The sequence below is a fragment of the Paenibacillus sp. 1-8 genome, from assembly GCF_056316205.1.
Map to the genome: position 1 here is coordinate 344669 of NZ_CM149995.1, position 12102 is coordinate 356770.

General features: G+C 45.2%; 9 protein-coding genes, 1 pseudogene and 1 CRISPR repeat array. Of the genes and pseudogenes, 7 read left to right on the forward strand and 3 right to left on the reverse strand.

The window, feature by feature from the left end; all coding sequences use genetic code 11:
• Positions 1 to 23: 23 nt before the first annotated feature.
• The 7 genes and pseudogenes from AC0WRU_RS01555 to AC0WRU_RS01585 all read left to right on the forward strand — a co-directional run.
• Positions 24 to 866, forward strand: a complete 843-nt coding sequence (locus AC0WRU_RS01555) for an aldo/keto reductase (protein ID WP_476126952.1) — start codon at positions 24 to 26, stop codon at positions 864 to 866.
• A gap of 170 nt (positions 867 to 1036) precedes the next feature.
• Positions 1037 to 2068, forward strand: a complete 1032-nt coding sequence (locus AC0WRU_RS01560; protein WP_476126953.1) for a LacI family DNA-binding transcriptional regulator — start codon at positions 1037 to 1039, stop codon at positions 2066 to 2068.
• Between the two features lie 183 nt (positions 2069 to 2251).
• Positions 2252 to 3727: a glycoside hydrolase family 32 protein gene (locus AC0WRU_RS01565; RefSeq protein ID WP_476126954.1), complete on the forward strand. Its 1476-nt coding sequence runs from the start codon at positions 2252 to 2254 to the stop codon at positions 3725 to 3727.
• A 69-nt stretch (positions 3728 to 3796) separates the two neighbouring features.
• Entirely contained in the window at positions 3797 to 5215 is a 1419-nt protein-coding gene (locus AC0WRU_RS01570; protein ID WP_476126955.1) for a sucrose-specific PTS transporter subunit IIBC, read from the forward strand.
• A 423-nt stretch (positions 5216 to 5638) separates the two neighbouring features.
• On the forward strand, positions 5639 to 6157 hold the full coding sequence (locus AC0WRU_RS01575; protein ID WP_476126956.1) for a hypothetical protein: 519 nt from the start codon (positions 5639 to 5641) through the stop codon (positions 6155 to 6157).
• Between the two features lie 107 nt (positions 6158 to 6264).
• Positions 6265 to 6621, forward strand: a complete 357-nt coding sequence (locus AC0WRU_RS01580; protein ID WP_476126958.1) for a hypothetical protein — start codon at positions 6265 to 6267, stop codon at positions 6619 to 6621.
• A 139-nt stretch (positions 6622 to 6760) separates the two neighbouring features.
• Positions 6761 to 7025: pseudogene (locus AC0WRU_RS01585) on the forward strand (PTS transporter subunit EIIC); the annotation flags it as partial.
• A 346-nt stretch (positions 7026 to 7371) separates the two neighbouring features.
• On the opposite strand, the gene AC0WRU_RS01590 reads toward AC0WRU_RS01585, so the two are convergent.
• From AC0WRU_RS01590 to AC0WRU_RS01600, 3 genes are all read right to left on the reverse strand, one after another.
• A complete protein-coding gene (locus AC0WRU_RS01590) occupies positions 7372 to 8790 on the reverse strand; it encodes a transcriptional regulator (RefSeq protein WP_476126959.1) in 1419 nt (472 codons plus the stop codon).
• A 366-nt stretch (positions 8791 to 9156) separates the two neighbouring features.
• A protein-coding gene (locus AC0WRU_RS01595; RefSeq protein ID WP_476126960.1) for an IS3 family transposase occupies positions 9157 to 10283 on the reverse strand; the annotation gives its coding sequence in 2 pieces (ribosomal slippage) (positions 9157 to 10034 and positions 10034 to 10283; 1128 coding nt in all).
• A gap of 98 nt (positions 10284 to 10381) precedes the next feature.
• Positions 10382 to 10884: direct repeats of the CRISPR family, unit length 32 nt; unit sequence ATTTCAATCCACGCACTCACATGGAGTGCGAC.
• Positions 10885 to 11170: 286 nt separating this feature from the next.
• Positions 11171 to 11959 (reverse strand): helix-turn-helix domain-containing protein, encoded by a 789-nt coding sequence (locus AC0WRU_RS01600; RefSeq protein WP_476126961.1) that lies wholly within the window; start codon positions 11957 to 11959, stop codon positions 11171 to 11173.
• Between the last annotated feature and the right edge of the window lie 143 nt (positions 11960 to 12102).

Genomic DNA, 12102 nt, shown 5'->3' on the forward strand with positions numbered 1-12102 from the left:
AAATGCAGAGAGGAAGATAAACAATGACTCAAAACTTACAAAGCACAACAACATTGCACAATGGAGTTCACATGCCTTGGTTCGGAATCGGGGTATTTAAAGTGGAGGAAGGCTCAGAGCTGGTCGATGCCATCAAAACGGCTGTGAAGCATGGTTATCGCAGTATAGATACTGCCGCAGCTTATGCTAACGAAAACAGTGTAGGACAAGCCATCCGCGAGGCTCTTCAGGAAAATAACCTGTCCAGAGAAGACCTTTTCGTAACGTCCAAAGTGTGGAATGCCGATCTGGGGTATGAAGAGACACGGGCAGCCTATGAAGTAAGTCTGGACAAGCTGGGTCTGGACTATCTGGATCTGTATCTGATTCATTGGCCGGTTCAAGGGAAGTATAAAGAAGCCTGGAGAGCTTTGGAGTCCTTATATAAAGAAGGGCGGATCAAGGCTATCGGAGTCAGCAACTTCCAGATTCATCATTTGGAAGACGTTATGAAGGATGCAGAGATCGCACCAATGGTGAATCAGGTGGAGTTTCATCCACAATTAACACAAGTCGAGCTGCTGCAATTCTGTCAAAAGAACAATATTCAAATGGAAGCCTGGTCCCCGTTAATGCAAGGCCAACTGCTCGATCATGCGGTACTGCAAGACATAGCGACCAAGTATGGCAAATCGGTGGCGCAAGTGATTTTACGCTGGGATGTGCAACAGGGAGTTGTCACGATTCCCAAGTCTACCAAGGCGCATCGGATTGTCGAAAATGCCGACATTTTTGATTTTGAATTGACGCAAGAGGATATGGACCGAATTCAGGCGTTAAATGCGAATCATCGGGTAGGCCCCGATCCGGATAATTTTGATTTTTAAACTCTATTTGCAAGATACGCCGTTCCTTTCTTCATTGAAGGGAGCGGCGTTTTTTTGTCCATTATGGGTCTGGAGCCACAGCATTCCAACCCCGCCATATGTTATTATAGGGGGATGAAAAAAAAGACGTTTTGAAAGCTTGTGAAAATGAAGACAATCCGGGGGAACTCATGAATAAGACGATTGCAGATATAGCCCAAATGGCTGGCGTATCCAAGAGCACGGTATCCCGTTTTTTGAACGGCGGGGCTGTCAGTGTGGATACTAGACGTAAAATTGAAAAGGTGGTCAAGGCCACGGGTTATGTCCCTAATACCTTCGCCCAGAGCCTGAAAGCGAAGCGGACTAACATTATCGGAACCGTTGTGCCACGTCTGGATTCCTTCGCGACATCCCATACGCTGATGGGTATAGATCAAGAGCTGCGGGCCCAGCATTATCAGATGCTGATCTCGAATACAAGCCAGGATGTGAAACGTGAAATCGAAGCCATTTACGAGCTGGGTCGGCAAAAGATTTCCGGTATTATTTTACTGGCTGCTGAAATTACCGATGAGCATCTGACCGCGATCCGCGACATTGCGATTCCGGTTTTGCTGGTAGGGCAGCAGCACACGCAGCTTCACAGCCTTATCCATGATGACTACCGGGCGGGATATGATATCGGCGCATATGTTCTGTCACAGGGCCACCGTGAGATTGCCTACGTCGGCGTTACGGAAAGGGATGTCGCTGTCGGCGTGCGGCGCAAGGAGGGCTTTAAGCAGGCTGTTCGGGATGCATTGACCGATCAAGCTCATATGGACGATGTGAAGCAACTGGAGCGATCCGCTGGGTACGATATCAGATACTATGAAACTGGATTTAAAATGTCTGATGCACGGGTGGCTGCGTCTGCGATTTTAGATGGATTCAAGCCATCCTTAATGGTGTGTGCTACGGATAATATTGCGCTTGGCGTGATCAACGCGGCGTATTCCAGAGGGATTACCATTCCATCGGAATTGTCGGTGACTGGCTTCGGGGGATACGATATTACAGAGGTGATTCATCCTGCGCTGACAACCGTGCAATATCCGTACATGGAAGCAGGACGCGTAGCGGCGCAAAATATTGTAAGGCTGGTAGAACACAAACCGGTAGAGAAAGTGACCGTTATGAATTATTCTCTGATAGAGAGAGAAAGCGTTGACAAACGCTGAACAGGTGGATTATAATTTCTTCGAAACCGGTTCCACCGCACTCGGGCACAAGTGGAATCGGTTGCAAATCTATGGATAAGTGTATTTTTTTAATCGTACAGGAACCGGTTCCTATATATTATTTTTCGTCAAATTGGAACCGGTTCCTGAGACGAAAGTTTTAATACAGAATGAGGTACACCTATGAAAATGACAAAAGAACAAAAGTATCGACTGATTGAGCAGGCAGAGCCTGGTGAAATAGCCAGCTTGGAGAAAAAGGTGGAGCAATGTCACTGGCGGCAGGAGTTTCATATTCAGCCACCGACAGGCTTGCTCAATGATCCCAATGGCTTTTCTTATTATCAGGGTGAATATCATTTGTTCTATCAGTGGTTCCCACTTGGAACCGATCATGGAATGAAATACTGGTATCATTTGAAGTCCAGAGATTTGGTCACATGGGACGACGCAGGCATCGGTATCGCACCGGGAGATTATTTTGATTCACATGGTGCTTATTCAGGTAGCGCGATGGAGCATGAGGGCAAGCTGTATATGCTATATACGGGAAATACACGTGACGGGGACTGGATCAGACATCCTTATCAATGTATGGCCGTTATGGATGAGAGCGGTCTCATTACAAAATGGGAGCATCCCGTTATTCCGAACGTGCCGGAAGGATATACGGATCATTTTCGTGATCCCAAGCTGTGGAAGGACGGGGACAGCTTTTATTGTGTGATCGGTGCCCAGAGAGCGAATGCAACAGGCTGCGCCGTCCTTTATCGGTCAACCGACCTTCATACGTGGCAGTTTGAGGGGGAACTGCGGACAGGGCTGGAGACGTTTGGCTACATGTGGGAATGCCCGGATTATTTTGAACTGGACGGCTCGGGTGTATTGGTATTTTCTCCTCAGGGACTGGAGCCTTCCGGGGATGAGTACCACAACATTTATCAGTCGGGCTATGTGATCGGCAAACCGCTGGATACCCAAACCAGAATATTGGAGCACGGCGTATTCCGCGAGCTGGACCGTGGCTTTGACTTTTATGCACCGCAGACGATGATCGACCCGCAGGGGCGGCGTATTATGGTGGCGTGGATGGGATTACCGGATATCGACTATCCGACAGATCCGAACGGATGGGCGCATTGCCTGACGCTGCCGAGGGAGCTTATGCTTCATGAGGGTAAACTTATACAAACGCCGATACCTGAGCTGACTACGCTGCGTAGAAAGCGTGAGGAGCGGGTAGCCGACACATTAACGTCGGAGAGCAAAACCTATACGGGCTTCAAGGGTACGGCTTATGAGCTGATTTGTGAGTATGATCTTTTGAGCGCCAAGGCTTGCGGTATTGAATTCCGCGCAAGTGCGACCGAGAAAACGGTAATCCGATATGATGCCGTCAGCCGCAAGCTTGTGCTGGACCGTTCGCAATCGGGTGAGTCTGTCGCTGATTCGTATGGTGAGATAAGACAGTGCGCCATGAATGGGGACCGTATCAAGCTTCATCTGTTCGTGGATACGTCTTCGGTAGAAATTTTTGTCAATGATGGGGAAGAGGTGTTCACCAGTCGTATTTTTCCGCACCCAGAGAGTGACGAAATACGCTTTTTTGCCGACAAGGGAGAGACTCTCTTCCAAGCGGTAAAATGGGATTTTACATGAATATTCAACATCATCAAGTGGATCGTTAATCATCAATAACATAACGGAATGAACGAGAGGATGAACATCATGGCGGAGAACCGGGAAATAGCCAAAGAAGTGATCGAGGCAATCGGTGGGAAGGATAATATTGCGTCCTTTGCTCACTGCGCGACACGCCTGCGGATTATGGTGCATGACAAGGAGAAGATTGATCAGAAAAAGGTCGAAGAAATCGACAAGGTCAAAGGAGCTTTTTTCAACTCGGGTCAGTATCAGGTTATTTTTGGTACAGGTACGGTCAATCGGATTTTTGAAGAGGTCGAGAAGCTCGGAGTGACCGGTACATCTAAAGAAGAAGTGAAGAGTCAGGCGAAAAAGGAAGGCAATGTCTTCCAACGCTCCATTCGTACCTTTGGCGACGTATTTGTACCGATCATTCCGGTGCTGGTTGCTACGGGGCTGTTCATGGGCTTGCGGGGCTTGCTTACCCAGCCGCAAATTCTGGCCCTGTTCGGCATGACGCCACAGGATATTTCACCGAATTTCCTATTGTTTACCCAAGTATTGACGGATACGGCTTTTGCTTTTCTACCTGCGCTGGTCGCGTGGTCAGCCTTTAGAGTATTCGGCGGTAGCCCGGTGCTCGGTATCGTTCTCGGTCTGATGCTGGTGAACCCGGCCTTGCCCAACGCCTATGGTGTTGCGGACGGCTCAGCTCATCCCTTGACGATGTTCGGCTTCATCCCTGTGGTGGGTTATCAGGGCTCGGTATTGCCAGCCTTCTTCGTGGGTTTGATCGGAGCCAAGCTGGAACGGGGACTGCGCAAACGGGTACCTGAAGCGCTGGATCTGATTCTTACGCCATTTTTAACACTGTTGATCATGATTATACTGGGGCTGTTTGCCATCGGTCCGGTTTTCCATTCTCTTGAAGAGTGGGTACTGCAAGGAACGACGTTTGTACTGGATTTGCCTTTCGGTATTGCAGGGATTGTTATCGGTTTTCTGCATCAAATTGTCGTCGTTACGGGTGTGCACCATATATTTAATTTTCTGGAAATTCAACTGCTTGAAAAGAATGGCGTAAACGCCTTCAATGCGATCATTACTTGCGCTATGGCTGCCCAAGGTGCGGCTTGTCTGGCGGTTGGACTCAAAACGAAGAACGGCAAGCTGAAAGCGTTAGCGCTTCCTTCCTCGTTATCCGCTTTTCTGGGGATTACAGAGCCGGCTATTTTCGGGGTTAACCTGAGATACATGAAGCCTTTTGTCATGGGGCTGATCGGCGGGGCGGTTGGCGGTTTTATCGCTTCGGTCTTCCATTTGGCGGCTACGGGTATGGCCATTACTGTCATTCCGGGTACATTGCTCTACATGAATCATCAGCTTCCGCTTTATATTTTGGCGAACGTGGCTGCTATGGCAGTAGCTTTTGTCCTGACTTGGATGTTTGGCTATAACGATAAAATGCTGGAGGAAGTCAAAACAGCAGGTTCCTCCAATTAAAACCGCCCAGGTGGCACGAATAAGTACGCATACGTGTATTAATGAACTGTAACGGTCGCCCTACTTTGGAGCGCTCTTGGCCCTTGTTGTAAAAGGGCTGCTAGAGAAAGCATCCAAGTGGGGCGGCCGTTTTTCTTTAAACTTTAGCATTTCGTATCCGGTTACGCATCATGACTTTGGCCGCCAGTTAGTTCGGAGCGCAACGGGTTGCCAGAGTATTTACAATGGCATGGACTTGGGTAGTAGAATAGTTTCCTTCCTTTAATGCGGTATTCCTTGACAAACTGTAGCAATTTTTATCAAATCCCGAAAAACAAAATTTTATGTCAATGAGTTAAAAATTAAAAAAATATATATACGATGGTTATTTTGTGTGTTATTGTATATAAGTTGTTAAAATTTAGTATTTGGAGGCAATTATCTGTGAAAAAACTTCTTGTAACAATGCTAGTTATTATGTTAGTGGCCATTGGGCTGAATCCTGCAAGCTCTTATGCAGATTCATCTTCATCGGCTAAAGCCCCTTCTAACCAGTCCCTATTCCCACCCTACTCCTCAATTGTTAATTCGGATACGCTCTTGAGCGGTTTGACGCTTGAAGAGTATAATGAAGCTATAGCCAATGCAGTTCCACTGGAGTCAGTAATTGTAAAAAGCGATAAAACTCAATCCATTGAAAAAATTTCCCCTATGGCTGTGCCATCTTGGTCATTTAGCCACCTAAGTCGTAACGATAGATTTTGGTCAGATAAGTTTTCAATTGGTTATGCAGGGTATGTGCCTGTAAGTGTGGTGCAGTGGGGAGATGATAGTTCTTGGTCTCAACCCGATGTTGGTTATACACTCGTGAGTAGAGATTATTTGGGTAAGGTTCGCATGGTTTCCGGAAGATATACAGGCACGAATACAAAATTTGAAATCAAGGTACCAGAAGCCGGGTAATACCAAATGTTAGTAAATAATTTAAATGACTATACCATTTCCGGGAATGGATTCATGGGTTATTAAATCTTTTTAAATGGATTACTTTTGGAAGGGAGGAAGTGAGTGTGAATAAGCGACTCAGAACAGTTGTTATTATTTTAAGTCTAATTGTCGTTGTCGGAGGGGCGGTGGCTGTTATCAAAAGTCAGACCTTTGCGAACAGCAGTAAGCCTCAAACCCAAACTACCAATGATCCTGACTGGCTCACACCTGAGAAAAAGAAGGAGATAAACGAGAAAGTGTTATCTTCACAAGCAGAAATTATACACTCAAAATATGGAGATTTTTTCCCTGTTGAAGTTCCGAATAAGTATCCAAGCGATCAAGTCGCAAATTGGGACAATCAAGAGCAGATAACAGCACAGACAAAGCAAATTATCTATAATAATTTTGTTTACGAAAAAAAAGAGAAAAAAAACTAATTTTTTCCGGAACGCTTGTAAAAATGAGCGTTCTTTTTTGTGCGCCATGCATGGCGCGTAACTAGGCGGTGAAAGTCCGCTATGGGGGCTGACAGTTGCCAACCATTAGCCAAGAGCAAGGGTGTCCGCCGTGAGGCGGAATCCGAAGGAAGCTGGCATTACTTGCGCTATGGCTGCCCAAGGTGCGGCTTGTCTGGCAGTTGGGCTGAAAACGAAGAACAGCAAGCTGAAGGCGCTAGCGCTTCCTTCCTCGTTGTTCGCTTTTCTGGGATACGGAGCCAGCTATTTTCGGGGTCAACTTGAGATATATGAAGCCTTTTGTCATGGGGCTGATCGGTGGGGCAGTCGCCGGGTTTATCGCTTCGATCTTCCATTTGGCGGCTACAGTATTGGCATCTACTGTTGGCGAAGCTCCATATGTAGCATCAACTGTTGAAGTCTTTGCATGTAAGGGGGATTTATAAAAATGGAATAAACAGTAAGAAAGTCCCGTTGTAAAACTCTATAAAATTCTAACTATAAGACCAATAGAACAAATAAATTGAGAACTATCATTTCTCGTAACTCAAGCCTTTTGGACTATTAAACATAAAAAATGTAGAATAATGACAAAAGAAATCCCCGCCGACCAGTTAAGGTTAGCGGGGATTGTTGTTCCTATCCGTTTAAGCACCTCCAATGGTAACGTAAGGCTGAATACTATGGTGGTGGTTAAGGGCTTGATCCGGCACAGTAACAATAAACAAAAAGCTAGCCGCGATGATCAGCAGTACCATTTTTTTTAACATTGTTCATCCACACCTTTTCTAATAGTTTGAAATACTCTTCTCTGGTCTCAGGAAGCGCATATGCTTGGAAATGTGCAAAAAGCCCTGTACAGTTTATAAAATAAGTCTCATTATTTAGTATATTCGCTTTTAGCGATGCGTTCATCAAATGTTTAAAGCCATCACTGTACATCCCCTGGTTTAAATAATAGTAAGCCAGTTCGTAACCAAACCATGCGAAATAATCCGGCATCACTTGTTTAGAATACATATCATTAGATGCTGGCAACAGATCAAAAGAATTAATTTCTAATCTGAACCGCTGAAGTATATCATCTACATTCAGTTGATATCGATTAGCCGCTATTATAACGTTCAACAGCTTTGAAAGTTTTTCATTTTCGATAGTAAGTGGTGTTGCGGCAATGTATTCAACATAATCCGGAAGCACACCTGTATCTCCTGACAACAACTTATATGCGTAAGTATTACCTTCCGCCCAATGTTGAAACAAACCAATCCAGTGTTGGGTATCTTCGTCCGTCTCTTTGACCCAATCTAAATTAGCGTAGGCATATGTATAATCTAGAGCTTGTAGAAAATCGCCTTGGGCTTCACAGACACTTGCACACAACAAATCGGCATAGGTGATGTACACAAACAAGGGACGACTTAGCTTCTTAGTAGACTCATTGCACTCTCGCTTCTTCTGTTGATGTTTCATCGAATATTGAATTTCCGCTATCACCTTCATTTTTCGAGCTATTTCATCAAGCATATCCCATTGACGCGAAGACCTGTACACGTTCGCCAAGTCCTTCAATGCGTCAAGCTGGTCTATTTCATCTAGCCGTTCAACAAAAGCTTCAAATATCGTAGCTGCTTTGAGATTGCGTTTTTGATCGTCTCCAATCTGAATCGTGAATATACGATATTGACAGATTGCCAAGCGTTCAGAATGTTGGTACTTCTCCACTTCTGCTACATTCTCATAGAGCAGCAGCGCAGCAGCATGTCGTCCTTGTGCTAATAGCGCTTCTGCAATGTCAAATAGTTTAGGTGAATAGAGTAGATTGTCCATGATTTGTCCAACGATTCGACGGATCGCATCCAGCTTGTCCAGCTCTGCACAACGATATAGCAACCGCTCAATTCGACGCATATTCGGGGGGGTGTCGATGATGTAGTTTTCTATAAATAAGTCGTAAAAGTAGCCCTCCGGTAAACCCATAGCCTTAGTAATTAGGTCAAGCTGGTTAACAGACATAGACTTATTCCCCGTCACAATAGCACTTACTATTCCCCTATTCATGCCAGCAATATGCCCGAATTTCGTTAGACTCAAGCCCTCTTGTTTTAAGTATCTGTCTAATTCTGTTCGTATCGTAGGTGTATGCTTCATGTCATATCCACCCTTCACATAAAAATTACAAAATTTTTATATTATTGCATTCTATTATTGTCCAAAATTAACCATCTGTCAATATATTATGCAACTAATGTATAAAGTTGAAGTTTGGAAATTAATGCATATGGAAAGGACGAGCGATGGAAGTGGAGAGTAAGGGGGAAAAACGCACTCCATACAGAGTGAGTTTTGTGAGCGAAGCGCTAGAGCATGGGTAATTGATTTCAATCCACGCACTCACATGGAGTGCGACGTTAAGGCGGTGGTGAGAGCGCGTGGAAAGTAATATTTCAATCCACGCACTCACATGGAGTGCGACATCGCTTGATTAAAGCGGCACTGTGGATTGTCAACACTAAACTAGACAATTTTTTTGTGGTGCCTCTGCTTGAACTCGGCTGGATTCAAGTAATCCAGAGAACCGTGAATCCGAATATGGTTAAACCAGTGTACATAGTCATGTAATTCTGTGGTTAGCTCAGCAAGACTTTCAAAATGACGTTTCTTTACAAACTCCGTTTTGAAAATTTTAAAAGTGGCTTCCGCAACGGCATTGTCATAGGGACAGCCTTTCATGCTCAAAGAACGTTCAATCTGAAAAGCCTCCAGCGCATCGTCAATGAGTTTATTCTTGAATTCATTTCCTCGGTCGGTGTGGAAGAGCTGAATGTCATTCAGGTTGCCCTTAATTGAAGCCAAAGCACGGTAAACCAGCTTGGCATCCTTATGGGGGCCTGCACTGTAGCCGATAATCTCGCGGTTAAACAGATCTACAAAGAAGCATACGTAGTTCCAATATGAACCCACTCGGACGTACGTCAGATCGCTTACGACGACAGATAGCGCCTGCTCTTGTTCAAATTTTCGGTCCAATACATTCGCTTGCTTGGCTTCATTGCAGCTCGTGGGACGAGGCTTGTACTGGGCGACTGTATACGAGGAAACCAACCCGAGTTCCTTCATGTTTCGCCCAATTCTCCGCCTGGATACCGTAAGACCTTGCTGGTACAGCTCTTTTTTAATCTTACGCGTACCGTAGTTTTGGCGGCTGCTTTGAAAAATGTCCATAATCAGCGTGGGAAGCTCATCCTCCGATGTCACTTCCACTTTGTTTTCTTCATAATAATACGTGCTTCTAGGGAGTTTTAGGACGTCGCACATTGCTGATACCGAGTATTTATGTTTATTCTGGCGAATGACATTTACTTTCGTCCTATGATCAGCGCGGCTTGCTTTAAAATATCATTCTCCATGAGCAGTTGCTTGTTCTGTTTTCGAAGTTCGATGAGTTCTAATTCCTCTGGAGTTCGGTTGTCTTTCTCTTTGAAGGATCCCGATGTGGAACTCTGTTTCACCCATTTATCTAACGATGAAGGATTCAAATCATATTCTTGAATGATATCCTTGCGTGGTTTGCCACTTTGATAGAGCTGAACCATCTGCGCTTTAAATTCAGCGCTAAAGGTACGTCTTTCTTTTTTTGTCATGATCCGTTTGCTCCTCCTAGGTTGGTCTGTAGTCTACTATATTAGACCACAATTTTTCTGTCTAGAAGAGTGTAGCCGATCCACTGCGACTTCGCCCGATTTCAATCCACGCACTCACATGGAGTGCGACAAGTAGCCGTAAACGCTGTTTATTATGTTGATGATTTCAATCCACGCACTCACATGGAGTGCGACGAGATTTAAAGGCTTCGTCTGTTAGTGACAGAATACATTTCAATCCACGCACTCACATGGAGTGCGACGAACGATTTGATTACACGGCTCATTACAAAACTTTTATTTCAATCCACGCACTCACATGGAGTGCGACTCCGTCGGTTCGAGGGTTACGTAATCGCCGTAAGTGTATTTCAATCCACGCACTCACATGGAGTGCGACATTACTACCGCAGTAAACGACTAACATACGAGTTTCCAATTTCAATCCACGCACTCACATGGAGTGCGACGGAACCTAGCTAGGGTCACCATAAACCGCATCAAATTTCAATCCACGCACTCACATGGAGTGCGACTCAGACCTTGACGAGTTTCTGCAGCGAAGTTGGATTTCAATCCACGCACTCACATGGAGTGCGACAGCGAAAATGCAGTGATCTATACCCTAATGGTATCAATATCATACATTTTCGCAATAAACGATGCCGAAAAGGCTTGAATCAAGCATTGACATTCACCCAGTACCACCCATCCAAGCCTTTTTCGACAAATTTCGAGGTGCGAAGGAACCGGGGTTTTTATGTGAGCTTCACATTCGCACCTTATAAAATGAGGTATTTGTTGTCTATCCAGTTGAATCCAACATACATTTAAATACGGAGTTTCGCAACCTTTTCCGCCTTCTATTTCCACTGTACAAGAAACGCCTAGACAATCGAAGAACGTTCATCCAGAAACTCGGATGGGGAGCAGCCTGTAAGACGTTTGAATATCCGATGAAAATAGGAAACATCACTATACCCCACATACTCTGAAATTTCACGAATCGTCAGCCGGGACTCAGTCAACATGTAGATGGCGGTTTTAATGCGCTGCGTATGTACATGCTCGCTGATCGTTTGGCGTGTTACCTCGCGTAGCAGTGTGGCTGCGTAGTTGGGCGTTTTACGGATGGCGTCGCCAAGCTCCTCTTTCGTCACCTTTTCCCGATAATGATTCTGAATATACTGCTTCATATGCTCTACGTGCTTCTCTTTATCGCAAGAAGCGGCACCCTTGTCCCGTTCCTGATTGATATAAATCATCGCCTCGGTCAGCAAGCAGTCAGCCATCATTGCATAGTAGCTCGGGCGCTCAGTCCATTGGTAGTACACCGACTTGATCCGTTCATGCAGCATATCGTAGCATCCGAGCTTGATCTGCAACGGCTGGTCTGTATTCAGTAGGGGGAGTGCGTGGTTCGTACATGTTTTGCGGCAATGTATCACATACTTGGTATGAAAAAGCGTTGGAATACTCTTGCCGTAGTAAGGCAAATGTCCGGGTAGGATCAGCGCTTCTCCCTTGCCGAGAATAAACTTGCAACCGTTCACCCAATATACACATTTTCCAAAGGTAACCAAAATGAACAGTAAGTCATCGTCGCTGTTATTCGGGCCAGCCTTTTCGTACCAGTCTATACCATGGTCCTGTCGCATGTCCGTCATTGTAATCACGAGGCCCACTCTCCGATGTCTTAAAAATGTATTGTACTGTAGTACATTCATCATACTATAGTTCATAGTCTTGGCGCACGAGTGCAAGTAAAATAGAACCATAGAAGTTTAATAGATAGAGAAGTGAAAGTGGATAGAAACCA

Coding starts and splice junctions, on each gene's coding strand:
- AC0WRU_RS01555 (WP_476126952.1), top strand. CDS start 24: ATGACTCAAAACTTACAAAGCACAACAACATTGCACAATGGAGTTCAC.
- AC0WRU_RS01565 (WP_476126954.1), top strand. CDS start 2,252: ATGAAAATGACAAAAGAACAAAAGTATCGACTGATTGAGCAGGCAGAG.
- AC0WRU_RS01560 (WP_476126953.1), top strand. CDS start 1,037: ATGAATAAGACGATTGCAGATATAGCCCAAATGGCTGGCGTATCCAAG.
- AC0WRU_RS01570 (WP_476126955.1), top strand. CDS start 3,797: ATGGCGGAGAACCGGGAAATAGCCAAAGAAGTGATCGAGGCAATCGGT.
- AC0WRU_RS01590 (WP_476126959.1), bottom strand. CDS start 8,790: ATGAAGCATACACCTACGATACGAACAGAATTAGACAGATACTTAAAA.